This window comes from Streptomyces sp. NPDC087422, assembly GCF_044744145.1.
Lineage (GTDB): Bacteria > Actinomycetota > Actinomycetes > Streptomycetales > Streptomycetaceae > Actinacidiphila.
Window position 1 is genome coordinate 153295 of record NZ_JBIUXT010000011.1, and the last position, 25276, is coordinate 178570.

Genomic DNA, 25276 nt, shown 5'->3' on the forward strand with positions numbered 1-25276 from the left:
TCGGGCCACCGCGGGCGCGCTCCGGACGCGCCGCCACGCCCGCGGCCGGCGCGGTCCCGCTACGGCCTCGTCCCGTCCTCGCGCAGCGCGCGGTCGACCAGGGCGCCCGCCGCGCCCGGGTACGCGGTCGGGTCGCACAGGGCGGCCAGTTCGTCCGGGCCGAAGTGGCCCGCCAGGTCGGGGGATTGGGCGAGGACGGCGGCGAGCGGGCGGCCGGAGTCGGCGGCTTCCGCGGAGGCCGCGGTGAGCAACGCGCGGGCGGCGGCCTTGCCGAGATGCGGGGTGAGGACGGCCACGATCCGCTCGGAAACGACCTGACTGCCCGTCATGTCCAGGTTGTCACGCATACGGGCGGGGTGGACGGCGAGCCCCTCGGCCAGTTCCGCCGCGGTGTGCGAGGCCCCGCCGACCAGCCGCAGGCACTCGCGCAGGAACTGCCACTCGGCGTGCCAGACCCCGGCCGACCGTTCGTCCTCCGCGACCAGACACTGCGTCAGACCGGCCGCCAGCACCGGGACTTGGAGCGCAGCGCTGCGGATCAGCGTGGACAGCACCGGATTGCGCTTGTGCGGCATCGCCGACGACGCGCCGCGCCCCGTGACTCCCGGCTCCGCCACCTCCGCGACCTCGGTCCTGGCCAGCGACTGCACGTCGACCGCGATCTTGCCGAGGACGCCCGCGGTGAGCGCGAGCGCCGCCGCCAGGTCCGCGACGGGCGTACGCAGCGCGTGCCAGGGCAGTACGGGCCTGGCGAGGCCGGTCTCGTCGGCGAAGGCCGCGACCAGCTCGTCCAGGTACTCCCCCGGGTCACCGGCCTGCCCGTCGCCGTCGACTCCCGTACCGGCGGCGGTGTCCCCGGCACCGGCGCCGTACCCGTCGACCCGCGCGTACGCGAGGTATCCGGCCAGCGTGCCCGCGGCCCCGCCGAGCGAGACCGGCAGTCCGTGGTCGAGCAGCGCGGCCAGCCGGGCGTCCGCGTCGAGTGCGCCCTGCCGCCAGCCCGCCGCCTTGAGGCCGAAGGTGGTCGGCACGGCGTGCAGCGCGAGGGTGCGGCCCGCCATCGGGGTGTCGCGGTGCTCGGCGGCGAGCGCGGCCAGCGCGCGCTCGACCCGCGCGAGGTCGCCGCGGATCAGCCGCAGCGCCCGCGCGGCGACCAGCATCATCCCGGTGTCGAGGACGTCCTGGCTGGTCGAGCCGCGGTGGACGTACTCGGCCGCCGCCGGGTCGTGTTCGGCGACCGCCCGGGTCAGCGCCTGGACCAGGCCGACCACCGGGTTGGCGGTCTCGCGGGAGGCGAGCGCCAGCGCGCGCAGGTCCATCAGATCGGTGTGCGCCGCCGCCGCGATGGCCGTGGCCGCCGACTTCGGCAGCGTGCCGAGCCTGGCCTGCGCGCGGGCCAGCGCGGATTCGGCGTCCAGCATCGCCTGGAGCCAGGCGATGTCGGACACCGCCGCCTCGACCGGGGTGCCCGCCCGGACCGGCGAGAGCAGCCCGGCGTCGATGAGGGTGTCCTGCTCACTGGGCCGGCTGCTCATACGATCACTCCGAAGGTGTGGGTCTCGGCCAGTACGGCGGGGTCCGCGCCCGAAGCCCCGGCGACAGCGGCGGAAGCGCCGACGCCGGAACCGGCACCCGTGGCCCCCTCGCCGGAAGTCCCGTTGCCCGCGGCCCCGCCGCCGGAAACGCCGCTCCCGGAAACACCGTTGCCGGAAACCCCACTCCCGGAAGCCCCGCTGCCCGAAGCCCCGGCCCCGGCCCCGGCCCCGGCCAGTCTGGCCGCGGGGACCGCGCCCCGCGCCTCCTGGTCACCGGCGCCCCGGCCGCCCGCCGCCAGCGCGAGCAGCGCGCACGCGATGGACTCCGAGTCGCCGAGCGTCACCGAGTCGACGCCGGGCCTGATGCCCGCCGCCGTGACCCAGTGCACGGACTCGGTCGGCACACCGTAGGCGAAGCGGCGCGGATGCGCCTGCCCGCGCGGGTCGAGCAGCCGGTAGGGGCGCTCGGTGACGGCGAGGCCGCCGGACTCGTATCCGCCGCCCGAGCCGGTCGGGATGCGGTACGGCGCGCACTGCTCGGTCGCCATCAGATAGTTCAGCAGCGGCTCGGCGGTCCGGCGCAGGTCCGGCTCCGGCAGCCGCGCCTCGATCAGCGCGGAGGCCACGACCGGCGGCCCCGGCACGACATGCGACGAGGCGACGAAGGCGGGCCTGGCCGGGTCGAGGCGCACTTCGGTGCCGGGTCCCGTGACCACCAGCACCCGCGCCTCGATCAGCGCGATCATCTCCTCGATGCGGGAGGCGGGGGGCCCGATGGACAGGAAGGCGTTCATCGGGGTGTACCACCCCTCCAGCTCGTCCCGGTGCGACGTGCCGTCGAGTCCGCCGTGGTCCACGGCCAGCCGCACCTCGTTGCGCAGATCGCGCAGCACGTCGAGCGCGGCCTTCAGCGGGCCGCTGACATTGCCCGCCCTGGCCTCGCGCACATCGCGCGCCAAGTACCCGAGCAGCCAGACCCTGAACTCCTCCCGGTCGGCGAACCGCCGTCCCAGGTAGGGCGTCAGCAGCCGCTCCCAGCTCCAGCGCTCCTCCGGCTCGACGCCGTACTTGTCGAGGAGTTCGGTCTCCTCGCGCGACCCGGCCGTCTCCAGGAAGCGCACGCCCAGCTCCGCGCCCTCCGCCGCGCGGTCCTGGGCGTGCAGCAGCGCCTGGTAGTAGACGCTCTGGACCTCCTTGGAGATCAGCGGCCACAGATGGGTCCGAAAGTGCAGTCCGGGACCGCCGGTCGCCCGGTCGCGGGAGGCCGCGATGTAGGCGGGGGTGAGCAGCCGCGGGTGGTAACGGCCGTACGCGCCCTTCTGGTTCTCGCCGCGCGCGTGGTACGGGACCCCGCGCCGGGAGGTGGCGTACAGCGACGGCTCGCGCCCGGAGGGCAGATAGACCAGCCGGTCGCCCTCCCTGCGGAAGGTGCCGCCGCGGCCCGCGGTGAGCAGCGTCATGTGGTCGAAGAAGTTCAGGCCGAGGCCCCTGAGCAGCACCGTCTCGCCGGGAGCGATCCGGGACAGGTCGACGTCGGCCGGGTTGGCGGGGGTGATGTACGTCAGCCGGTGGATCGCGGCCAGCGTCGCGGTGCGCTCCTCGCGCGGGGTCGGGCGCGCGGCGACATGGCCCTGGGCGAGGACCACCGCGTCCAGCCCGTGCAGCCATGCGCCGTTGTCCAGCCGGATGCTCTGCGGGCCGTCCGGGTCGCCCATGGCGTCGGCGACGGCCACCGCGCGCGAGCGGTGTTCCTCGACGGTGACGTGCGCGGGCGCGTTGCCGGTGATCCGCAGGAAGCAGGAGCGCAGGTAGCGGCCGTAGAAGGCGCGGGTGGGGTACGAGTCGGGGTCGAGCCGCCGGGCCTCGGCCAGGTCCTCCGGGTCGTGCGCGTCGGGCATCCGTCTCCCCGGCACGGCACCGCCCGGTGCCCCGGCCCCCGGGTCGCCGTCCCCCGGCCCCAGCAGGCCCTTCGCCCACTCGTACAGGCTCGGGCCCGGCTCGATGGGGCCGTCGATGGTCACCCGGTCGTCGGTGAAGACGGTGATCTGGGAGGCGACGGTGTTCATCAGCAGATGCCGCGACTGGTCGGTGCGCCAGACGCTTCCTGCCCCCGGCTCGGCGGGGTCCACCACGTGGACCGTCAGCGAGGAGCAGGAGGGCGACTTGCGCTCGTGGGCGCAGAGCCGCTCCAGTACGGACAGGCCACGCGGGCCGGCGCCGACGAGGCAGACGGCGAGGTCCGCCGCAATGCTCATGGGTCTTCTCCATCCGGTGGCCTGGTCCCCCGACCGGGCACGGGTGCGGGCGCGATACGCCGGTGGTGACCGGCGCGGGCGGTTGCCATGAGGGGAGGCGGAGGCGAGAGGGAACCTTGTGGGCGGGTGTTTTCGGGCAGGGCAAGGCGTACGGGCGGCTCGGGGCGGTGCCCCGAACCGCCGGCGTCGGGTCGTCACGGCATGGGGAGGATCAGCTCTTGCGGGTGAACTCCCGTACCGCGGTGGCGAATTGGGCGGGCTGGTCGAGCGGGAGGAGCGAGTAGCTGTCGGCGATCTCGACGAGGCTTCCCTGCGGCAGGATCTCGGCGAGCCGGCGGCCGTGCGCGGGCGGCATGACGCGGTCCTTCTCGGCCCACACCACCAGCGCGGGCCGGTCGAAGGAGGAGAGCCCCTCGCTCACGCCGACCAGCAGCTTCTTGTCGGCGGCGATACCGCGGAGCACCCGCACCGTGTCGCGCCGCACGTCGGCCTGGGCGAGGATCGGCTTGATCCAGTTCTTGCTGACGGCGTCGCCCCGCTTGGTGAGCCAGCCGAAGGCGATCGGCTGGCGCCGTACCAGCTTCAGCCGCATCTGCTGCATGAAAAGGCCGAAGAAGGTGGGCGACAACTTGCCGGTCATCACGACGGTCTTGCCGGTCAGCCCCGGCGGAAAGTTGTCGAATGCGTCGCAGGACGCCAGCACAATTGAGCCGACGCGCGGCGCGCCTTCGTCCACGAGCAATTGCACGACGGCGCCGCCGGTGTCATTGCCGACCAGGGTGACATTGTCCAGATCCAGCCGTTCGAGGAATTCCCCGACCAGCCGGGCGAGTCCGCGCGGCGAAAGGTCGGCGTCCTCCTTGACCGGCTTGGTGTGGGCGCCCATCGGCAGCACCGGCACCACGCACCGGTGGTCGGCGCGCAGATCGGCGACCACGTCCGCCCAGAGGGTCTCGTCCATCAGGAGGCCGTGCAGCAGGACGAGCACCGGCCCGTCGCCGCCGGTGTCCTGGTAGTCGATCGTCCCGGCCGAGAGTTCGATCTGTTCCATGGTCATACGTCAAACCCGTCTGTCGGCTCGCCGTGGCGGGGTTTATTCGACGGATGCTCCGTCAGCACTCCCCGCATTGGCCTCAGTTGGTGGTCAGCGGCTTGAGCATATCGAGCGGATTGCGCCCGCTCCAATGTCCGTCGACCGCGTACGGCCTGAGCCGCACGAACAGCGTTTCGTGGTGGAAATCGCGTTCCTCGTGCTTCTTCATCGCCCTGACGTGGCCGCCGGGGTAGGAACCGACCGTGTACTGGCGCATTTCCTTGACGCTGCGCCAGAGCGAGAAGGTCGCCACCTGATTGGGCGGCCTGATCAGCGAGGTGCCCTCGAGGAAGGCGGGGTGGTGGGCGGCGTCGCGCTCGGCGTGCGAGGCGGCGGCGACGAACGGCACCACCCGGTTGAGGCGTACGCGGGCCAGGGTGAGCACCCCGATGGGGTGATCGTCCACGGGTATCTCGCGGCGCGGCAGCTCCAGCAGGCCGGGCCAGGCGCCGAGGGTGCGGACCGGCTCGAACCGGGCCCGCCAGCCGTTCTCGTACGGCTTGGCGACCGGGTGCGACAGGAAGCGGTCCAGCGCCTCGTCGTTGTCCCACGCGGCGATCATCGCGGCGCCGGTGGGTTTGACGTCGAACATCGCGCTCTGCGAGCGCAGCGGGCTCATCAGGAAGGGGCTCGCCCAGTGCAGGCCCTCGTGCGCCTCGGGCTTGGGCCCGTTGCGCAGGGCGCTCATGGCCTTGGCGGGGCCGACCTCGGCGAGGTGCAGGGACATGATCATGCCCGAGCCGATACGGGGTGTTTCCAGGTTCTCAGGCACGCTGGCAGTCGCCTTTCGTCGCGTGGGCGCTTCCGGATCTCATCGCGTGGGCTCTTCGACGGGCACGGCGGTCTTCTGGGTCACCAGCAGCCGCCCGGGGTCCTCGCCGGTCTCGCGCCCGATGATCTCGGTGGCGACGCGGCGGCCGGAGTAGATCGCCCCGGACATCGACCCGAACTCGTGGGGCACGGACTCCGCTCCGGCCCAGTGGATCCGGCCGACCGGCTGCTTGAGCGCGGGACCGTACTCGGTGTACAGACCGGGCGGGGCGTAGGCGTGGTAGCAGCCGCGGGTGTACGGCTCCGCCATCCAGTTCTGCTCCAGCAGGTCGTACGGCTTGCCCGCGCGCGGTCCGAAGAAGCGCTCCAGCTCCCGCAGGACCAGGGCGCGTCGCTCCCCCGCGGGCAGCTTGGCGACCTGCCGGGCGGGCGGCCCGGTGACGAAGCCGGTGAGGACGCCGGGCGTGCCGTCGGGCGGGCAACTGTCGACCGTGGCGCGTACCGGGCTGGAGTGGCTGATCACATGCCCGGTGAAGCCCTCGGCGCGCCAGAACGGCTCGTCGTACAGGGCCAGGTACTTGATGGCGGCGCCCATCGTCATGCGCTGGCTGACGTGGTCGCGGTGCTCGGGCAGCGGCGGGTCGTACTCGATCCGCCCGGCCAGCGGCACGGGCACGGCCATCACGACCCAGCGGCCGACCGCCTCGAATCCGGCGCCGCGCACCCGGACGTGCTCGCCGGAGTGCTGGATGCTGCGGACCTCGGCGTTGAGATACGTCTCGTCGTCGACGGTCTTCGCCAGGGTCGTCGCGAGGTTGTGCGAGCCGCCGACGAAGCGGTTCTCCAGGGTGCCGCCGGTGATCTGGGTCATGGCCCTGAACCCGCCGGTGCCGTTGGAGTAGTTGAGGACGTGCAGCAGGGAGACGTCGGCCGGTGCGGCGGCCATGCCCGCCTCGATCATCAGCCGCATCAGGGCCCGGCCGCCCTTGGTGCGGACATTGCGCTGCGTCCAGGACCACATGGTCTCGCTGTCCCACTGGGTGGCGTGCGGGGCCTCCCAGGGGGCGTCCTGCGGTACTTCGCGGCGCATCCGCTCGATGCGCAGCGCCGCCTGCCCGAAGTCCAGCAGCGTGGCCGCGCTGACCTTGGGCGCCATGCCCTTCCAGGGCTGCATCTTGCCGCCGTCGTCGATCAGCCGGTAGCCGGTGTCGTAGACCTTCGCGGTCTTGATGCCGACGGACTGGGCGGCCCGGTGGCTGATCGTCCCGGCCTGGCCGTAGAACTCACAGCCCAGTTCGGCGACCTTGCCGTCCCCGAGGGGCTTGCTCAGCGACCGGCCGCCGAGGCGGGAGCGGGCTTCGAGCAGCGCCACGCTCTTCCCGGCCATCTTCAGTTCGCGCGCGGCCGTGATCCCGGCAAAACCCGCACCGACGACGATCACATCGGCTTCTATCGATGGGTACTCGCTGATGTCGTGCAATGCCCTCTCCTACAGTTCGGGTGTCGATCCGCGCTGGGTTCCGCCGTGCACCGGCCGTGACGTGGACCGTGGTTACGCGCCGTCGCGCAGCACCACGTCCTGGCTGACCGCCTCCAGACCGCCGTTGTCGCGGTTCTTGATCATCTCGGTGAGGAGGTAGCGCCGGGCCTTGACGGTCGCGGTGCGCTGGAGGTCGTCGGGCGTGACCTCCAACGGGACGCCCAGGCCGGTGATCCCGGCGGAGGCGGACTTCCAGACCTCGGGGTCGAGGGACTTCCCGTCGCGCATGCAGACCACCGGGACCGGCTTGCCCTGCTCGTCGGGGACGACCACGATCTCCTCGGCGTTGGGAATCCGCTCCAGCAGCACGTCCTCGATCCACAGGCAGCTCTCGACGCCCTCGATCCGGTCCGCGATGCGGTCCAGGATCTCGATCTGCCCGAGCCGGCCGCGCCGCCCCCAGTCGCCGGTGTCGAACCACTTGCCGTGCCGCCGCTCGGCGAACTTCTCCGGCGTGCCCACGAACGACAGCGCGCGGGCCGGGGTCTTGACCTGGATCATGCCCGGTTCCGACTGGTCGGAGCGGCGCTTGCCGGTCTCCGGGTCGGCGATCCTGGCCCGGATGCCGGGCACCTCCCAGCCGACGCTGCGGGTGTCGCGGCCCTTGAGCCGGCCGAACGAACCACGGGTGTACGGGCGGACCGACACCACCTGCGTCTCGGTCATGCCGTAGCACTGGAGCCAGACCGGGTACTTGCGCTTGGACGCGTCCAGCAGCGCCTGGATGGTGCGCGGGTGCATCGCGTCGAAGGAGTTGAAGTACAGCCGGATGCTGGAGAACGGCTCCGACGGATCGTCGATGATCCGCTCCCAGCCCATGAAGTTGTTGGGGTGCGACTCCAGGATCGTGGGCCGGTACTGGGGCAGCAGCCGCAGCATCGTCTCCTCGTCGGGCCTGGCGATGCCCAGCAGCGGGGTGCCGCGCGAGAAGGACGCCATCTGCGTGATGGCGGCCCGCACATGGACGTGCGAGATGGCGCTGGCGAACAGCTCGTCGGGGGTGTGGAAGCCGGGGAAGATCGACTCCATCAGGGCGTTGTAGGACACGCCCTTGGCGGACGCCTCGGCGAGCTTGGACACCCCGGTGGTGCTCGACGTGTGGGTGATCAGCATCGGCTCGTCGTCCTTGAGCGGACTCGGCGCCGGAATCCGGCCGCCCCACAGGTCCGCCACCGGTATGCCGCCGTCGATGTCGGCGATGGCGGTCATGCCCAGGTGCCGCAGCCGCTCGCCGTCCAGCCGGGCGTACTTGGCGACCTCGGGGTCGGTGACCAGGAACTTCGCCTGGAGGCGCTCCAGCAGGATGTTGATGATGTCCGGGTCCAGGCGGGCCGACAGCAGCGCGGGGATCGCGCCGATCCTGGCGGTCGCCCAGGCCAGCGCCTGGATGTCGTAGTTGGGCGACTTGACGATCGCGACCCGGTCCCAGCGCTTGACGCCCGCGGACTTCAGGACGGCGGCCATCTGGTCGACCAGGGTGGCGAATTCGACGAAGTCGAGTTCGACGCGCTGCTCGGGGTCCCAGGTGAACGGCTGGTCGAGGTAGATCGGCACCCGGCCGTGCTTCTCGGCCGCGCGCTCGGCGACCAGGCCGACGTTGAGCGGCTTGACCAGGGCGACCCGGTCGGGCTTGAACTGGGCCTTGAGCATCTTGGCCGCGTCCAGACGCCGGGCGGAGAGCGGGATCTTGGACCGTGTCCGGTCGCCAGCGATCGAAACCATACGACTCATCCCTTCCTGCGGGTTGCCGTGCCGACACCCGTGCGATCGGTGGTTGCGTACTTGCGGCGCTCGTCCGCCATGAGCCGTTCGTATTCGTTGGGGTCGACCAGCAGATGGCCGGACGAGTCGTGGAACCGCTTGTCCTGGCGGCGGCGGGCGTTCCTCAGCTCCGACCACATCTGCGCGCGCGAGGGGAGGCTGACGGTCTCGGTCAGCAGGTCGCCGACCCACTCCGACTGGAACTCGGCCAGCGGCATCAGCGACATCATCGAGTGCAGCAGGCCGATGAAGTACAGGCCCTCGGTCTCCGGCGGCACCACCTGGTGGTAGAGCGCGGGCGCGTCCTCGCCGTCGCCGACGAGGGTGTCGTCGAGGAAGGGGTAGTCGATCTTGTAGCCGGTGCAGTGGATGATCACATCGGCCTCGGTCTCGGTGCCGTCCGAGAAGCGGACGGTACGGCCGTCGACCGTGTCGATCACCGGCTTGGCGGTGATCCTGCCGTGCGCGATGGCGGGCAGCAGCTCGCTGCTGGCGACCAGCGGCCCCTGCCCGACCTTGTACGGCGGGTCGGGCAGCCCGTACGCCGACATGTGGCCGTGCACCAGCTTGATCATCAACGTCACCAGCGGGCGCCGCTGTTCGACCGAGAGCTTCTTCATCATCGGCGACAGCTTGTCGATCGGGCCGCCTTCGAGGATCTTCGGGACGACGTAGTGGCCGGTGCGCACCGACAGGTACGTGGCCTCCGCGACCCGGGACACCTCGGTGGCGATGTCGGCGGAGGTGGCGCCGAGACCGATGATCACGACCTTCTTGCCCGCGAGGTCCGCCGGACCCTCGTAGTCGTAGGAGTGCATCTCGGTGCCGGTGAACTTGCCCTCGTACGAGCCGAAGAGCGGCAGCCCGTGCCGCCCGCCGGAGGCGACCATCACCGCGCGGTACAGATGCGTCGTGCCGTCGCCGAAGGTCACCGCCCAGCCGCCGCCCGCCGCCTGCTCGACCCGGCTGACCTCGGTGTCCAGTTGGATGTGCTCGCGCAGCCCGTAGTGGTCGACGTAGGAGTCGAAGTACCGCGCCACCTGGGTGTGGTGGGGGTAGTCCGGGTAGTCGTCCGGCATCGGGAAGCTCGGGAACTGCATGACGGTCTTGGAGGTGTTGGCGAACAGCGCCGGGTACGCGCAGCTCTTGCCGCCCTGCGCGGGATACCGCCACAGGCCGCCGAGTTCCGAGCGCCGCTCGTAGGCGTCGAAGGCGATGTCGCGGATCTTCAGCGAGCGGCACATCGCGATGCCCGCGGAGCCCGCGCCGATGACGCAGACCTTGTCCCTGCGGTCCTCGGGCGCGGACGCGGCATCGGCCACCGGCTCGTGCGTGGTGGTCATCAGGACTCCCCCGCGCGCTCGGTGCTCGCCAGCGCCAGCAGGCCGAGCAGGGTCGCGGTGGCCGCGGCGCTGGTGTCGACCACCGTGGACTTCTTCAGCCGGCCCTTGCGGTGGCCGAGGATTCCGGCCGCGACGTCGAGGCCGTCGCAGAGGATCCCGGCCTTGAGCAGCAGCCTGCGGGTCTCGCCCCTGCTGGCCAGGACGCCCACGATCAGGGCGATGTTGCGGGCGGCGAACAGCCGGACCAGGTACTCGCCGTCGGCGTCCTCGTTGATGTGCAGCTTCTTCGCCCCGATGGCGGGCGCCAGGAACGCCGCCGCGCCGACCGTACGCAGGGTGCTGAGCAGAACAGCCGGCGTATCGCTCTTGTTCATAGTGATGCGAGTTCCTCTCGCGCCTCGGCCATCGACATCACGTCGTGGCACTGGGAGCCGGTGTCGGTGGGAATTCCTTGGCGAAGCCGGTGAGCCGGACGACGACTCCGGCCTGCCGCAACATCTCGATGTCCGTCTCGGGTTCCGCGGACTGCTCGGGGAACGAGATCCCGGCCGGCAGGTCCCGGCTCAGCACGCGCTCGGCCGCGCGGACCGCGCCCATCGCGCTGAGGTGGCCCTGGCCGCGGGTGTCGAGCAGATCGATGGAGACCGAGCGGTTCGCGCTGTGCGCGGTGACGGTGAGCCCGCAGAAGTCGCCGGTGCCCGCGCTCTGGAAGAGCGCCGCGCGCACCCCGTGCAGCGGCGGCTTGGTCAGCGCCCGCAGCGCGCCCGACCGCTTCAGCCCGATCATCGCGTACAGCGACGGCACGCTCTGGAGCGCGATGCGGGTCTCGACCGTCGGCACGCCGAGGGTGAGCGGCACGGTGGTCTGCTCCAGCGTGCTCACATACGCGGCGGGCCGCTCGTTGCCGTCGGCGCAGCGCACCAGGCGGCGGCCGGTCAGCGGGTGCGTGGGCTGCCGCCTGCCGTCGCGCATCGCGTAGTACGGCCAGGCCAGCCGTTCGGCGAAGCCCCAGGAGTCGGGGCCGACCTTGTCGTCGGACGAGGACAGCACCGCGATCTCCACCCGCTCGGCCTGGCCGAGTTCGCGGACGGCCGCGGCGGCCATCAGCGCGTTGAGCCCGGCGTACCAGGCGCCCGACAACAGCACGGGGGACGTGGGCCGTTCACGCGAGACCGCGACGGTGACGTCGAGAATCCCGGCGTGGCCCGCGCGGTTGATGTCCGCGATCGGGATGCCCCGGCGCATGGCGTCCACGATGAGGTGGTCGCCGGGGTCGCTGACCACGGCGAGGACGGCCGCGGGCCGCTCGGGCAGCGCCCCCAGCGGGCGTTCGGCGCGTACGTCGATGACGGCGGTGCTCGCGCCGATCCGCGCGGCCAGCGCCGTCGCCCGTTCGGGGTTGCGGCCCGCCAGCACGATCGGCAGGTCGGGGTGGCGCTGCCGGATCAGCCGCGCCGCGTGCTCGCCCACCACTCCGTAACCGCCCACGATGAGCAGCGGCGGCCGGGCGGCGGCGCGTCTGGGTCTACTGGCCATGGCTCACCGCGCCGCTGATCGTGGTGTCCGGCTTGCGCTCCTCGCCGCGCTCCTCCGCCGCCCGCGCGAACAGCTCGCGGGCCACTCGGCGGCCGGAGTCGACGGCGCCGCCCATCGAACCCATCTGGTGGACACCGCTCTCGGTGCCCGCCCAGTGGATCCGGCCGATCGGCTCGCGCAGCGCCTTGCCGTACGCCGTGTACAGTCCGGGCGGGCCGAAGCCGTGGTAGCAGCCGCGGGTGAACTCCTCGTCCAGCCAGTTCTGTTCGACGAATTCGCGGGGCTTGCCCGCCTTCGCGCCGAGCCCGGCGACCAGTCCGTCGAGTACGGCGGTACGCCGCTCGGACGGCGACAGGCGGGTCAGCGCGCGGGCGGCGGAGCCGGTGACGAAGGCCGACATCACGCCGGGGCTGCCGTCGGCGGGCGAGGTGTCGAAGGCGACCCGGAACGGGCCGTCGCTGCTGGTGATCTGGCCGCTGAGCCCGGCGGCGCGCCAGAACGGCTCGTCGTAGACCGCCAGGCACTTCATGGCGGCGCCCGCGGGCATCCGCTGCGCGAACTGGTCGCGGTAGCCGGGCAGCGAGGGCGCGTAGGTGATGCGTCCGGCGAGCGTGACCGGGATGGCGACGACGACCCACCGGCCGCGGTACTCGAAGCCGGGGCCCGAGACCACGACGGAGTCGGAGCGCTGCTCGATGGTGCGGACGGCGGCGCCGACGCGTACCTCGTCGGGCATCCGCGCGGCCATCTTCTTCGGGATGCTGTGCGCGCCGCCGTCGAAGCGGTAGCGCTGGATGCCGCCGCTGACCTCCAGCAGGTAGCGGAAGCCGCCGGAGGCGTTGGCGTAGTAGAGCACGTGCATCAGCGACAGGTCGGCCGGGCGGGCGCAGAAGGCGGCCTCGATCATCATGGTGATGAAGGCCCGCGCGGTGGAGGTGGTGACGTTGCGCTGCATCCACGACCAGAGGGTCTGGCTGTCCAGCTTCTCGGCGTTCGGCGCGTTCCACGGGCCGTCGGGCGGGACCGTGCGCGCCATGCGCTCGATCTTCAGGATCGCCTGGCCGAGGTCGGCGATGGCGGCCGGGCCCATCCGCCAGGGGAACAGGCCGGAGTACGCGTGGCGGCGGCCGTTGACGAAGGTGAGGCGTTCGCCCTCGTCGTAGCTCCGAAAGCCGGTCACGCCGACGGACTTAGCGGTCTCGGCGATCATCGTGCTCTTGTCGCCGAAGTACTCGCCGCCCAGGTCGACCGCCTTGCCGCCGCCCACGTCGAGGCCCTTGAGCCGTCCGCCGACGCGCTCGCGCGCTTCGAGCGTCTTGACGGTCCACCCGGCCTCTTTCAGCTCGCGGGTCGCCGTCAGTCCCGCCAGGCCCGCGCCGACGACGATGACATCGGCTTCCGCGCTGGGCTCGTCTGTCACATGCAGCACGTTCAGACCTCCGCGTTCTTCTGATCGGCGTCTTTCACTACGGAGCCGGCGGAGCCGTTGGAGCCGGTGGTCCCGTTCGCGCCGGCGGAGCCGTTGGAGCCGTTCTGCGGGGCCGGGACAGGGAGCGGGTCGGCGGCGGCGGCGGACGGGACGGGCCGTACGCGTACCGGCGGGGCCGCGGTGACGTCGGAGGACACCAACTGCGGGTGGCGGTTGATCCACCGGCGGCGCGGCTCGCGGGCCAGCAGCTTGACGGTCTCCCGCACCAGCGGCAGCCGCTTGTGCTTGCCGGACAGCATCATCCGTCCGGTGATCACGGCCATGTCGGTCAGCGGGAAGACCTCGTAGTACTTCGAGCGGTGGTGGTAGAGGTCGAGGAAGCGGCCGATCTCGCCGCGCTCGGCCATGCCCTTGAGCGCCTCGGGGACGGCGGCGGGCAGCGCACCCGCCTCGCCGAGGATGTTCGCGAGCCAGTAGTGGCCCTCGAAGCGGCGGTCGCGCCACTGCGTCCACAGCCGCAGCGTCTCGTCCTGGCCGAGCGCCGACACACCGGGGCCCGAGCGGCCGAGGGCGGCGACGATGGCGGGCGCGAGGCGCTCCACCTGGCGGAAGGCGTCGCCGATGCCGCGGCCGGCGGAGGGGTCCTTGAAGTGGCCCGCGTCGCCGACCAGCACCCAGCCGGGTCCGGAGGACTGCCGGAAGTAGCCCTCAAATTTGACGATCCCGGAGATCTTGGTGGCGATCTTCGCGTCGGCCAGCGCCTCGGCGGTCGGTTCGCAGGACCGCATGTGGGCCAGCAGGCCCGCTTCGGTGTTGCGGCGGAAGTATTCGCGTTCGTGTCCCTCGGGAGAGACGCCGACCAGGTACAGGCCGTTGTCCGCGGGGCCCGCCCACACCATCCGGTCGCCCCAGCGGTGGAAGACGAAGGTGTCGTCGGAGGACGGGTGGGCGCCCTCGAAGAAGGTGAAGTAGTAGGAGCGTTCGTTGGGTACAACGTTGTATTTGCGCGAGCCGACCATGTACGCGACCGTCGAGTTGCGGCCGTCCGCGCCCACGACGAGCGGCGCGCGCAGCACCGTCTCCTTGCCGTCGTGCTGGGCGCGCACACCGGCCACCCGGCCGCGCTCCCAGATCATTTCGACGACCTTGGTGCCCATCCTGACGTCGGCACCGGCCTCGACCGCGGCCTCGTGGAGGATCGAGTCGAGCAGGTGCCGACGCAGGAAGGTCGCGCCGCCCACGTCGTCGAAACGCAGCGGGAACTGCGAGACGACGTGGAAGTCGTTGAGCTTGGTGTCGGCGCGGCGCATGAAACGCACACCGGTCTTCTCGACGGAGTCGAGCACACCGAGGCGTTTGAGGAACAGGAGTCCGTCGGCCTCCATGAGGTGCGAGGAGAGCACCTCACGGGGGAACGTCGCCTGCTCGACCACGACGACCTTCAGGCCCGCGCGCGAGAGCAGCGTGGCGAGCGGCGACCCGGCACAGCGGGCGCCCACGATGATGACGTCGAAGTGCTCGGCGTCCGTACGGTTTCGCCGGATTTCGCTCCCGGCCAGGCCCTTGGTCGTCATGGTCTTAGCTCCGCGCCCTTTCGCCGGCCGGGACGATCTGCGAGTCCAGCGGACGCGGATCACCGTCACCCCACGAAATGCCCTGGAGGTGCGTGGTGCGCAGTCCCGCGTAGTTCAGCTCTCCGTACGGTCCGCCGGTGAGGCCGTTGCCACCGTGGGTGGAGAGGATGGAGTTGAACCCGATGTGCGAGTCGTTGACCTTCAGCAGGCCGCCGTTGGTCACGCCGTCGGCGAACCGGTGAGCGGTCTGCTCGTCGCCGGTCCACACCGAGTTGCGCAGCCCATATTTGTTGGCGTTGAGGAAGTCGATGATGTCTTCCAGCAGCGCGTCGTCGTCCGTGGTCGCCTCGGGCACCACGACCGGCAGCAGCGGGAAGAAGGTCTCCTCGCGTACGCAGGACAGGTCCCGCGACTCGGTGAGTCCGTCGACCCTGACCACCGTCGGCAGGCAGAACATCCCGGTGCTCGATGTCTCGCCGTCGACGTCCACGCGCGTGCCGCCGCAGAGCACGGACGCGCCCTTGGTCTCGGCCTCGGACAGGAAGTCGAAGAAGCCGTCGACCTTCAGTACCGGGCTGAGCAGGATCTCCGGGTTCTCCGGGTAGCCGGGCACGATGGCCTTGGCGCGCTCCACGAACACCTCGAGGAAGCGGTCGGCGACCTCGGGGTGCACGATCGCGTACTTCGGCACCATGCAGATCTGGCTGGAGCCGTAGAACGACTCCTCCAGGGCCCGCGCGGCGGCTTCGAGATCCGCGTCCTTCCAGACCACGAAGCCGTCGTTGCCCGCGAGTTCCAGGATCGCCTTCTTGCCGTTGCGCAGACAGTCCTCGCCGAGCTTGAGGCCCGCGGCGCTGTCGCCGAAGAACAGGATGTCGTCCACCAGCGGGCTGGCGAGCCAGGTCCGCAGCACGGCCTCGGTGTGACCGCAGATCACATTGAGCGTCCCCGGAGGGGCGCCGTGCTTCTCCAGGATCGGCGCGAGGATGTCGCGGTAGACGAACATCACGCTCAGCGGCGTGGTGCGCGGCGCCTTCACCACCAGCGTGTTGCCCGCCAGGAGGGCGAGCACGCCCAGCGTGGAGTTCGAACCCGCCGCGTTCTGCGGGGGGTTGACGCACACCACGCCGTCGGGCTTGCGCACCAGTTCCAGCGTGCGGCCCTGCGGCGCGAACTCCTGGTGGAGCTGGCTCTCGTACCAGCGGACCGTCGGCTCGTCGCAGCAGCGCAGCATGCCGCTGACTTCCCACTGGGCGAGCCGGCGCGGGTGCCCCTCGGCGATCAGGATGTCGATGAGTTCCTCTGACCGTTCGGCCAGCGTCTCGTTGAACTCCAGGACGATCTGGCTGCGGGTCTCCTGCGGGAGGAGCCGGAAGGTCCGGCTCGCCCTGCGGGCCGCTTCCAGCGCCCGGTCGTTGTCCTCGGGGGCGCCCACCGCGCACCGGGCCACCACGGCCTCGGTCGACTCCACGGGCCGCCCGAGTTCCAGCGCCCGCTTGAGGTTGAACGTCGGGCGGTTCTCCTTCAGGTACGCCGAGGCGCGCAGGACGTACGTCCATCGAGCACCCTCGACGTCCTTGCCGTCGATGTACTGAGGGTAGGACCTCATGCCTGGAGGCCCTCCATGCTGGGGGCGACGAAGTCTTCCTTCTCGACGTCGCGCAGCAGGCCCTCGTTGTACCGGCCGTACGCGCCCAGGTCCAGCAGGCCGTGGCCGCTGTAGTTGAACACGATGGTGGCTTCGCGCCCGGTCCGCTTGCACTCCAGGGCCTTGTCGATGACGGCCCGGATGGCGTGCGAGGTCTCGGGGGCCGGGAGGTAGCCCTGGAGCTTCGCGAACGTGGTGCCCGCGTCGAAGACGGACACCTGCCCGTACGCCTCGGCGTCGAGCAGCCCCTCGTGCCGCATGAGACCCACGATCGGGGCGCAACCGTGGTAGCGCAGGCCGCCCGCGTGGATGGGCGGCGGCACGAACTCGTGGCCGAGGGTGTAGGTGTGCACACCGGGGCCGCGGCCGTTGGAGTCGGCGAAGTCCAGCCGGTACTCGCCGTAGGTCAGCGGCGCGCACGCCTCCGGCTCGGCGGCCAGGATGGTGATGTCGGCGCCGTTGAGCTTGTCCTCGACGAAAGGCGAGGCGAAGCCGCTGAGGTTGGACCCGCAACCGACCGAGGCGATCAGGTAGTCGGGGGTCCGGCCGATCATCCTGAGCTGTTCCTTCAGCTCCAGGCCGATCACCGAGTGGTGCAGCAGGCAGTGGTTGGAGAAGGCGCCGACCGCGAAGCGGGTGCCCTCGTCGGCGTCGACGCACTCCAGCGCCTCGCTGACCGCGGTGGCCTCGCTGCCGGGGTGGTCGGGGTACTCCGCGAGGAGCTTGCGGCCGTAGTCCGTGGTGTCGCCGGGGCTCGGCCGCACCTCGGCGCCGTAGGTCTCCATCAGATTCCGGCGGTACGGCTTGGTGTGGTAGCTCGCCCGCACCATGAAGACCGTGAGGTCGAGGCCGAAGATCTGGCAGGCGATGGCCAGGGCGCTGCCCCACTGGCCGGCGCCGGTGTCGGTGACCAGCCGGGTGTGGCCGTCGCGCTTGGCGTAGTACGCCTGCGCGAGGGCGGAGTTGAGCTTGTGGCTGCCGCTGGGCGAGGTGGCCTCGTACTTGAACCAGATCTGGGCCGGAGTGCCCAGCTCCCGCTCCAGCGCGACGGCGCGGATCAGCGGGGTCGGCCGCCAGAGCTTGTACGCCTCGCGTACCGGCTCGGGGATCGTGATCCAGCGCTCCAGCGAGGTCTCCTGCGCGGCCATCGACTTGACGAACAGCCGCTCCAGCCACTCCCGCGTGACCTTCTTGCCGGTGGAGTTGTCGATGTACTCCTCGGGCAAGCGGGGCAGATCCGGGATGACGTTGTACCAACGGGTGGGAATCTTATCGACCGGAAGATCGACACGGTCGATTAAGCCGAGCGGCTTCATACCTTGCGTCCCCTTAAGAGCGTGGTTGCTGACGAAATGCAGTGACACTCGTACGGACCTGCGCATGCCTGACCGGGCCGGCACCCTCGTGGGGAATTGATTTCCGGCATGACAAAGTCAGGCATTGGGCTTTTGGGTGCGAAAAATCTCGGCGGGAGGAACGGTGAAGCGCGGTGGAGTCGTGCCTCGGCACAACGATTACCCAGTGCCTCGGCGGCGCGTCAGGCTCCAGCCGAAGTCACGAGTTGTGCGAGATCACGGATTGCTGTTCCCGTGGATTCGCGCCCGAAGGCACGGAGGGACGGGATGTCCGGACGTCACCGGCCGTACGGCCTGGTGGTGCGGGGTCGATCAACCGTGCATGAGAGGCCGACCAGGTGTCGGACCTCGAATATTCTCGTGCCAGCACTCGCATACCCCCGTATCAGTACTGGAATTGTTTGACAGCCTAGCGTCCGGCAGTTCCGATGGCAATACCATACTGGAACGCGTCCCGATGACCGGAACTCATCCCGGTGACCAGCGCATTTCCCCTGCGGGAGTCACAATGGGCTGGTCACCGGGACGCCGTCGCATTACTGACCAGATCGGTCAAAGTGAATTCCTGTGAAGCCCGGCGACAACGACAGTGGCGGCGGGCCGCTTCCGCGGGCCCGCCGCCACTGTCACGCTCGCCGTGCGGACGCCTGTCGTACGGCGCCGCGGGCGGTCCTCCTGAGCCGGGTCAGTGCCGCCCGGCGCGGTCCTCCTGAGCCGGGTCAGTGCCGCCCGGCGGGTTCCGTCAGCGCTGTCCGGCCGGCGCCGTCTCGCGGACGGACTCCTCGCCCTCTTCGGGCAGCTCGGGCAGGATGCCGGTCAACGCGCTCTCGTGCAGGTCCTTGTGGCGCAGCGTCAGCGCGGCGATCACCGCGGCGACGAAGGCGAACACGGCGCACAGGGTCATGGCGTCGTGGAAGCCGGTGGTGAACGCGTCGCGCCCGGCGGCCAGCACCTTGTCGGCCAGGCCGGGGCCCGCCGAGTGCGCGGCCTCGTCGATGCTGCCCGCGCTGATCCCGTTGGCGATCTTGTCGCTCTGGGCGCTGGTGAGCGTGGCCGCGGCGTCGGACGCCTTGAAGGCGCTGGTGACGTGGTTCTCGAAGAACGCGCCCGCGACCGCGATGCCCAGAGCCGTTCCCACCTGCTGGAACGTCTCGCTGATACCGGAGGCGACACCGGCCTTGGCCGGCTCCGCGACACCGATGGCGAGCGCCGCGCGGGTCGGGTTGAACAGGCCGAAGGCCAGGCCGATGACCACCAGGGCGGGGATGAGCGAGGTCCAACTGTCGCCCGCGCCGCTGAGGTGGATGAGCAACAGGCCGATGCCCAGGGCGAATTGGGAGGTGGCCATGATGACCCGGAAGGGCACCTTGCCGGTGAGCCCGCCGGCCAGCGCGCCGAAGAAGAACATCGCCAGCGTCAGCGGCAGGAAGCGCAGGCCGGCGGACCAGGCGGAAGCGCCCTCGACGCTCTGCAAATACGTCGTGACCAGGAAGATCGGCGGCAGACCCGCGGCGTTGGCCAGGAAGGTCGTCGCGGACAGGCCGAGGAAGGTGCGGTTGCGGAAGAGCTGGGTGTCGAACATCGCCTGCTCGCCGCGGGAGCGCGCGACCGCGAGGAAGACCGCCAGGCACACCGCGGCCACCGCGTACAGCGCGATGTTGCTGCCGGAGAACCAGCCGTCGGTGTTGCCGCGGATGATGGCCAGCACCAGGGCGGCCAGCGAGAGCGTGAAGGAGACCATGCCGACGAAGTCGGGGGCGGCGGCGCTGGGCAGCCGCGATTCACGGACCTGGCGCATCGCGATCAGGACGGTGATCAGGCCGACCGGCACATTCAGATAGAAGATCCAGCGCCAGCCGGGGCCATTGGTCAGCGCGCCGCCGATCAGCGGTCCCGTGGCGACGGCGAGACCCACCGCGGCGCCGAACGCGCTGAACGCGGTGGCGCGCTCCTTGCCGCGGAACTCATGACCGAGCAGAGCGGGGCCCACGGCGAACATGATGGCCGCGCCGACACCCTGGACTCCGCGGCTGACATTCAATACCCCGATATCCCCGGCCAGTCCGCAGGCGAGGGAAGCCGCGGTGAAGATGATCAGGCCGATCAGGAAGAGCCGCTTGCGGCCGGTCCTGTCCGCCACCGATCCGGCGGTCACGAGGAAAGCCGCGAGTGTCAGCGCATACGCGTCGAACACCCACTGCATACCGCTGAAGCTGGCGTGCAGTGAATCATGAATGCCGGGCAGGGCGACCGAGACCACACTCAGGTCCAGCATCAGCATGAATGTGCCGACGGATACCACTGCCAGGGTCCACCACCTTAAAGCAGCGGGGGGGTGGGGCGTTTCGGTCATGCCGACTCCAGAGTGTGGAAAGTCGCCGTATCCGGCGAATCTGGCTGCTGACTATGGATGGTGACCATGCCGTGGTGGAAGCACCGCTGCCGAGGCGCCCCGCGTCGGCGGACAGGCCGATCCAGGGTGCTGGCCGATGATCGCGGTCGGTGCCGGTGCCGTCAATTGCCCCATGGGGCATGGTTGAGCATGTGTACAACGTATACCCTACACATGCTCGCGCGCACCCGCACGAAGATGTCCGTCGGGTGTCGGCATATGCGCGCGGGTTCGCAAAGACAGCGTCTTTTTTATCCGCAACTCCTTTTAGCGCGACTGTATATGCTGTATAGGCGGTAGTCGCCGGCGGACGGCGCGGTGATCCGCGTCCAGTGGCCCGCGCGGCTCACGCATCCGCCGGTCACCCGGAACCAGGGCGACCAGGCGACGCGGACGACGGTGCTCCCGGCCTTCGGCAGCCGGACCGTCACGTCGGCCTCACCCGCCCGCAGCACGCGCGCGGGCGCCGAGGCCAGCGGCACCGGGCGCTCCACCGCGAAGACCGTCCAGTACGGGTCCCGCCAGACCGGCCGCAGCCAGTCGGGGCGGGCGGCGGGCGCGAGCAGCGCGGCCTCCGCCGCGCCGGGACCGCCCACGTCGCCGTGGGGCAGCACGACATACGCCACCGCCCAGTCGTCGAGCCAGCGGCGGTAGGCGGCGGCCGGAAGCTTCCCGTCCGGCAGCGTCCCGCCGTAGAACAACCGGTCCCTCTTCACGTCGAGTTGGCGGTTCCAGCCGCGGGCGATCTGGGCGACGTCGGCGAAGAGCGTCGACTCGCGGTGATCGCGGGCCGGAACGACCTCGATACGGTGCCGCTCGGCGCGCAGTCCGCGCAGCGCGCGGGTCACCCCCTCGGTGTGCGAGGCCCAGTCGGGGACGGCGGTGGACATGCGCAGTTCCCTGCCGGTCTTGGCCGCCAGCGCGTAGCCGTTGTGACCGAGCGCGCCGGTCAGCACGACGACGAGGACCGCGCCGAGCACGGGGGCGCGGCCGGCCGTACGGGTCGGGCCCCGGTCCAGGCGCACGTACGAGCCGCCGCGCGGGGGTCGGGCCACGCGTTCCATCAGCGCGGCGGCCAGCAGCGGCAGTCCGGCGATCCCGGCCAGCCGCTCGACGTTGGTGCCGACGGGCGAGGCCACGCAGGCGGTGAGCGCCGTGCCGAGCGCGTACGCGACCGCGCCCACCCGGACCGTGCGCCAGGACCGCGGCGCGGCCAGGGCCAGCGCCAGGGAGGTCACCAGCGGGCAGACCGCCGCGTCGGCGCTCATCAACTGCTCGCCCTGGAAGGGGAAGAGCACGTACACCGCGCCCAGCACCAGCACCGGCGGCGCCGCCAGGGCGAGCGCGGCGGCGCGGCGGCCCGCCGCCAGCAGGCCCGCGCCCGCGACCCACAGGAAGAGGGCGGCGACCGGGCTGGACATCGCCGTCAGCGCCGCGAGGACCGCGGCGCCCGCCCAGCGGTCCGGCGCCCGTCGCACCCGGCACAGCGCCAGCAGCCCGAAGGCCGCGCCGACCGCGAAGGTCGTACGCCCCGAGGCCACGTCGCACCACTGGCACACGGCGCCCAGCAGCGCTGGGACCATCGGCCGCCGCACGCCGGAGCGGACGAGGAGCACGGCCATCGCCCACGTCGCCGCCAGACCGGCCGCGACCGAGACGGCCCGGACCCCGGCGTACGCCATCAGCGGCGGGGTGAGCACGCTGTAGTCCATCGTGTGCATGCCGCCGTACCAGGCGAGGTTGTACGGCGTGCCCGGATGCCGCCCCGCGAAACCGGCCCACGCGACCTGGGCCGCGAGGTCGCCGCCGCCCGTGGCCAGCAGCCACGCCCAGAGCGCGTACAGCGGCGCCGCGCAGGCGACCGCCAGCGCCGGGACCGGCCAGCGCCTGCGTCGTGGGGCCGGCCGTACCTGTCCTGTCCGCTGCGTGGGCCGCGGCAGCACCGCGGGCTGAACGACCGACACATCACTCATAGCGGACGCCTTCCCCGGAAGCGGCGGGGACAGCGGGTCGGCAGGGAAAGGCCATACTCGGTATACATACTGAGTATGTATACCGAGTATGGCCGGGTGGGCGCCACCGCCTCCCCGGCGGGGCATGGCAGCATCGGGGACGGCCGGACCGGACCAGGAAGCGAGAGGCGCACACCATGCCGTTGCAGATCACCGCCACCGACGCGGAGCACCCGTCGGCGCTGCTCGACCTGGAGTGGAACCTGCCGCTGGAGGAGTGGCCGGACACCTCACTGGTCGCGCTGCCGCGCGGCATCTCCCGGCACGTCGTGCGCTTCGCGCGGGCCGGGGACGAGGTCGTGGCGATCAAGGAGGTCAGCGAGTGGGCGGCCGTGCGCGAGTACGGGCTGCTGCGCGACCTCGACCGGCTCGCGATACCGGCCGTGGACCCGATCGCGGTGGTGACCGGCCGGGCCGCCGCCGACGGCACCCCGCTGGAGCCCGCGCTCATCACCCGGCATCTGAACGGCTCGCTGCCGTACCGCTCGATGTTCGAGACGACGATGCGCCCCGACACCGTCAACCGCCTGCTGGACGCGCTCGCCGTCCTCCTCGTACGGCTCCACCTGGTCGGTTTCGCCTGGGGCGACTGCTCGCTGTCCAACACGCTCTTCCGCCGTGACGCGGGCGCGTACGCCGCCTACCTGGTGGACGCCGAGACGGGGCAGATCCAGCCCGAACTCACGCGCGGGCAGCGGGAGTACGACATCGAGCTGGCCCGGGTGAACATCGCGGGCGAGCTGATGGACCTCGAAGCGGGCGGCTCCCTGCACCCCTCGGTCGACCCGGTCCCGTTCGGCGAGGCGATCGTCCGCCGCTACGCCGACCTGTGGCACGAGCTGACCCGCGAGTCCGTCTACCCGGCCAGCAAGCGGCACTACATCGACCGCAGAATCCGCCGCCTGAACGACCTCGGCTTCGACGTCGCCGAGATGCAGATCGAGCGCTCACCCGGGGGCGACACCGTGACCTTCCTGCCCAAGGTCGTCGACGCGGGCCACCACCAGCGCCAACTCCTGCGCCTGACCGGCCTCGACACCGAGGAGAACCAGGCCCGCAGCCTCCTCAACGACCTGGAGTCCTGGATGGCCACCCAGGACGACCACGCCCCCGCCGACGGCCTGCCCGCCGCCCGCCCCGAAGTCCTCGCCCACCGCTGGCTGCGCGACGTCTTCCGCCCCGCCGTCCGCTCCGTCCCCCAGGACCTGCGCGCCCGCGTCGACCCGGCGCAGGTCTACCACGAACTCCTCGAACACCGCTGGTACCTCTCCGAACGCGCCCAGCGCGACGTGGGCCTCGACGCCACGGTCGAGAGCTACACCACCGAAGTCCTCCCCCACCTCCCCGACCCGGCGGCGGTCCTGGCGCCCGTCGAGGCGGCGGAAGCCGAGGAACCGGCCGAGCCGGTGTCGCCCGCAGCGGGCGACTGACCGTCAGGCGCGGTCGAAGGAGTCGGTGGGGTCGCGGAGGGCGACCGTGGCGTGGCTTTCCTGGAAGCTCTGTTCGGAGACGACGGTGAGGCGGGCGGTGGCCTGGAAGTCGCGGACGGTCAGGGCGCCGCAGGAGACCATGGTGGCCTTCATCTTGGCGACGGTGACGGCGAGACCTTCGCTGAGGTCACCCGCGTAGGGGACGTAACCGTCCACGCCCTCTTCGAAGACCAGGCCCTGGCCGCCCTGTTCGTAGCGCTGCCAGTTGCGGGCGCGGCTGGAGCCCTCGCCCCAGTACTCCTTGACGAAGCCGTCGCGGGTGGGGAGCTTGGCGCCGGGTGCCTGGTCGAAGCGGGCGAAGTAGCGGCCCATCATGACGAAGTCGGCGCCCTTCGCGAGGGCCAGGGACATGTGGTAATCGTGCACCAGGCCGCCGTCGGAGCAGATCGGCACGTACTGGCCGGTCCGCTCGGCGAAGGCGTCGCGGGCGGCGGCGACGTCGAGGACGGCGCTGGCCTGGCCGCGGCCGATGCCCTTCTGGTCGCGGGTGATGCAGATGGAACCGCCGCCGACGCCGACCTTGACGAAGTCGGCGCCCGCCTCGGCGAGGAAGCGGAAGCCCTCGCCGTCCACGACGTTGCCGCCGCCGACCGGGATCCGCGGGAAGTGCTCCTTCGACCACGCGATCGCCTGGGCCTGCCAGTCGCTGAAGCCGTCGGAGGAGTCGAAGCAGAGCACGTCGGCCCCGGCCTCGGCCAGTCGCGGGACGCGCTCGCGGTAGTCGTGCGTGTTGACGCCCGCGCCGACCCGCAACCTCTTGTCCTGGTCGACCAGTTGGTGGGGGAAGCGCTTGTTGTCCGAGTAGTCGGAGCGGAAGACCAGGTAGCGCAGGAGGCCCTCGGCGTCGACCACCGGCAGGCAGTCCAGACGCTCGTCCCACAGCCGGGAGTTGGCCTGCGACAAGGTGATGTCGTCGGTCGCGCAGGCGAGGACGTCGACCGGGACCATCCGGCTGGAGACCGGCTCGTCGGACCGGTGGCGCTGCGGGTGGAAGTCGCGGGAGGTCACCAGGCCCAGCAGCCGCCCGGTGCCGGTGCCGTCGTGGGTGACGGCGGCCGTGCTGTGACCGGTGGTCCGCATCAGCTCCCGCAGCCGGCCCAGCGGGTCCTGCGGCCGTACGTTGGTGTCGCTGACCACGAATCCGGCCTTGAAGTTCTTCACCGCGCGGACGTCCGCGACCTGGTCGGCCACCGGCCGGTTGTGGTGCAGGAAGCTCAGCCCGCCGTCGCGCGCGAGCGCGATGGCCAGCTCAGGAGAGCTCACCGACTGCATGATCGCGGACGTGAACGGGGTCCGCAGCTCGATCGGCGACGGCTCGTCCCGCGCGTGCCGGACCAGGGGTGTCCGCAGGTCCACCGCCTCCGGCGAACAGTCCGTCCGCGTCCGGTTGGGCAGCAGCAGGAACTCGTTGAAGGTGCGCGAGACCCCTTCGATGATCTGAGCCATGCACCCGGACTCTACAGGCGCCGCCCGTCCGCCGCGCGGCGCCCTGCCGCAGGTCAGTCGCCTTCCGCGGGTCCCCGGCGGGCGGATGTCAGAGCG

General features: G+C 71.3%; 17 protein-coding genes. 1 reads left to right on the forward strand and 16 read right to left on the reverse strand.

What is annotated here, in order from left to right; translation table 11 throughout:
- Positions 1-59 precede the first annotated feature (59 nt).
- From ACIO6U_RS29405 to ACIO6U_RS29475, 15 genes are all read right to left on the reverse strand, one after another.
- Positions 60-1535 carry a lyase family protein gene (locus ACIO6U_RS29405; RefSeq protein WP_401723680.1) on the reverse strand — a complete coding sequence of 492 codons (1476 nt, stop codon included), beginning with the start codon at positions 1533-1535 and terminating at the stop codon, positions 60-62.
- Positions 1532-3790, reverse strand: a complete 2259-nt coding sequence (locus ACIO6U_RS29410) for an FAD/NAD(P)-binding protein (protein WP_401723682.1) — start codon at positions 3788-3790, stop codon at positions 1532-1534. Before ACIO6U_RS29410 ends, ACIO6U_RS29405 begins: the two co-directional genes overlap by 4 nt.
- 211 nt (positions 3791-4001) lie before the next feature.
- Positions 4002-4847: an alpha/beta fold hydrolase gene (locus ACIO6U_RS29415; protein ID WP_391044487.1), complete on the reverse strand. Its 846-nt coding sequence runs from the start codon at positions 4845-4847 to the stop codon at positions 4002-4004.
- A gap of 76 nt (positions 4848-4923) precedes the next feature.
- Positions 4924-5655 carry a spheroidene monooxygenase gene (locus ACIO6U_RS29420; protein ID WP_355344294.1) on the reverse strand — a complete coding sequence of 244 codons (732 nt, stop codon included), beginning with the start codon at positions 5653-5655 and terminating at the stop codon, positions 4924-4926.
- A 39-nt stretch (positions 5656-5694) separates the two neighbouring features.
- Positions 5695-7134 (reverse strand): FAD-dependent oxidoreductase, encoded by a 1440-nt coding sequence (locus ACIO6U_RS29425; protein ID WP_391044485.1) that lies wholly within the window; start codon positions 7132-7134, stop codon positions 5695-5697.
- Between the two features lie 72 nt (positions 7135-7206).
- On the reverse strand, positions 7207-8916 hold the full coding sequence (locus ACIO6U_RS29430) for a class I adenylate-forming enzyme family protein (protein WP_355344300.1): 1710 nt from the start codon (positions 8914-8916) through the stop codon (positions 7207-7209).
- Between the two features lie 5 nt (positions 8917-8921).
- Positions 8922-10298, reverse strand: a complete 1377-nt coding sequence (locus ACIO6U_RS29435; RefSeq protein ID WP_391044484.1) for an NAD(P)-binding domain-containing protein — start codon at positions 10296-10298, stop codon at positions 8922-8924.
- The gene (locus ACIO6U_RS29440; protein WP_188281828.1) at positions 10298-10672 is read right to left on the reverse strand and encodes a hypothetical protein; all 375 of its coding nucleotides are present in this window, start codon (positions 10670-10672) and stop codon (positions 10298-10300) included. The genes ACIO6U_RS29435 and ACIO6U_RS29440 overlap by 1 nt, the downstream gene beginning before the upstream one ends.
- A 37-nt stretch (positions 10673-10709) precedes the next feature.
- Positions 10710-11834, reverse strand: coding sequence for a hypothetical protein (locus ACIO6U_RS29445; protein ID WP_355344312.1), 1125 nt, complete (start codon positions 11832-11834; stop codon positions 10710-10712).
- Positions 11824-13263, reverse strand: a complete 1440-nt coding sequence (locus ACIO6U_RS29450; protein WP_355344315.1) for an FAD-dependent oxidoreductase — start codon at positions 13261-13263, stop codon at positions 11824-11826. The genes ACIO6U_RS29445 and ACIO6U_RS29450 overlap by 11 nt, the downstream gene beginning before the upstream one ends.
- A gap of 2 nt (positions 13264-13265) precedes the next feature.
- Complete coding sequence (locus ACIO6U_RS29455; protein ID WP_401723688.1) at positions 13266-14837, reverse strand: NAD(P)/FAD-dependent oxidoreductase; 1572 nt, start codon at positions 14835-14837, stop codon at positions 13266-13268.
- 4 nt (positions 14838-14841) lie between these two features.
- Positions 14842-16446, reverse strand: a complete 1605-nt coding sequence (locus tag ACIO6U_RS29460; protein WP_355344320.1) for an aldehyde dehydrogenase family protein — start codon at positions 16444-16446, stop codon at positions 14842-14844.
- Positions 16443-17801, reverse strand: a complete 1359-nt coding sequence (locus ACIO6U_RS29465) for a TrpB-like pyridoxal phosphate-dependent enzyme (RefSeq protein ID WP_188281833.1) — start codon at positions 17799-17801, stop codon at positions 16443-16445. Before ACIO6U_RS29465 ends, ACIO6U_RS29460 begins: the two co-directional genes overlap by 4 nt.
- 781 nt (positions 17802-18582) lie before the next feature.
- Entirely contained in the window at positions 18583-20115 is a 1533-nt protein-coding gene (locus tag ACIO6U_RS29470; RefSeq protein ID WP_391044479.1) for a DHA2 family efflux MFS transporter permease subunit, read from the reverse strand.
- Between the two features lie 368 nt (positions 20116-20483).
- Positions 20484-22205 carry a hypothetical protein gene (locus ACIO6U_RS29475; protein ID WP_401723693.1) on the reverse strand — a complete coding sequence of 574 codons (1722 nt, stop codon included), beginning with the start codon at positions 22203-22205 and terminating at the stop codon, positions 20484-20486.
- 176 nt (positions 22206-22381) lie between these two features.
- Here ACIO6U_RS29475 and ACIO6U_RS29480 point away from each other — a divergent pair, with 176 nt between their 5' ends.
- The gene (locus ACIO6U_RS29480; protein WP_391161568.1) at positions 22382-23674 is read left to right on the forward strand and encodes a DUF4032 domain-containing protein; all 1293 of its coding nucleotides are present in this window, start codon (positions 22382-22384) and stop codon (positions 23672-23674) included.
- A gap of 3 nt (positions 23675-23677) precedes the next feature.
- On the opposite strand, the gene ACIO6U_RS29485 is transcribed toward ACIO6U_RS29480, so the two are convergent.
- Entirely contained in the window at positions 23678-25180 is a 1503-nt protein-coding gene (locus ACIO6U_RS29485) for an IMP dehydrogenase (protein ID WP_401723697.1), read from the reverse strand.
- Between the last annotated feature and the right edge of the window lie 96 nt (positions 25181-25276).

Coding starts and splice junctions, on each gene's coding strand:
- ACIO6U_RS29485 (WP_401723697.1), bottom strand. CDS start 25,180: ATGGCTCAGATCATCGAAGGGGTCTCGCGCACCTTCAACGAGTTCCTG.
- ACIO6U_RS29480 (WP_391161568.1), top strand. CDS start 22,382: ATGCCGTTGCAGATCACCGCCACCGACGCGGAGCACCCGTCGGCGCTG.
- ACIO6U_RS29430 (WP_355344300.1), bottom strand. CDS start 8,916: ATGGTTTCGATCGCTGGCGACCGGACACGGTCCAAGATCCCGCTCTCC.
- ACIO6U_RS29415 (WP_391044487.1), bottom strand. CDS start 4,847: ATGACCATGGAACAGATCGAACTCTCGGCCGGGACGATCGACTACCAG.
- ACIO6U_RS29410 (WP_401723682.1), bottom strand. CDS start 3,790: ATGAGCATTGCGGCGGACCTCGCCGTCTGCCTCGTCGGCGCCGGCCCG.
- ACIO6U_RS29445 (WP_355344312.1), bottom strand. CDS start 11,834: ATGGCCAGTAGACCCAGACGCGCCGCCGCCCGGCCGCCGCTGCTCATC.
- ACIO6U_RS29455 (WP_401723688.1), bottom strand. CDS start 14,837: ATGACGACCAAGGGCCTGGCCGGGAGCGAAATCCGGCGAAACCGTACG.
- ACIO6U_RS29460 (WP_355344320.1), bottom strand. CDS start 16,446: ATGAGGTCCTACCCTCAGTACATCGACGGCAAGGACGTCGAGGGTGCT.
- ACIO6U_RS29405 (WP_401723680.1), bottom strand. CDS start 1,535: ATGAGCAGCCGGCCCAGTGAGCAGGACACCCTCATCGACGCCGGGCTG.
- ACIO6U_RS29470 (WP_391044479.1), bottom strand. CDS start 20,115: ATGCTGGACCTGAGTGTGGTCTCGGTCGCCCTGCCCGGCATTCATGAT.
- ACIO6U_RS29435 (WP_391044484.1), bottom strand. CDS start 10,298: ATGACCACCACGCACGAGCCGGTGGCCGATGCCGCGTCCGCGCCCGAG.
- ACIO6U_RS29465 (WP_188281833.1), bottom strand. CDS start 17,801: ATGAAGCCGCTCGGCTTAATCGACCGTGTCGATCTTCCGGTCGATAAG.
- ACIO6U_RS29440 (WP_188281828.1), bottom strand. CDS start 10,672: ATGAACAAGAGCGATACGCCGGCTGTTCTGCTCAGCACCCTGCGTACG.
- ACIO6U_RS29475 (WP_401723693.1), bottom strand. CDS start 22,205: ATGAGTGATGTGTCGGTCGTTCAGCCCGCGGTGCTGCCGCGGCCCACG.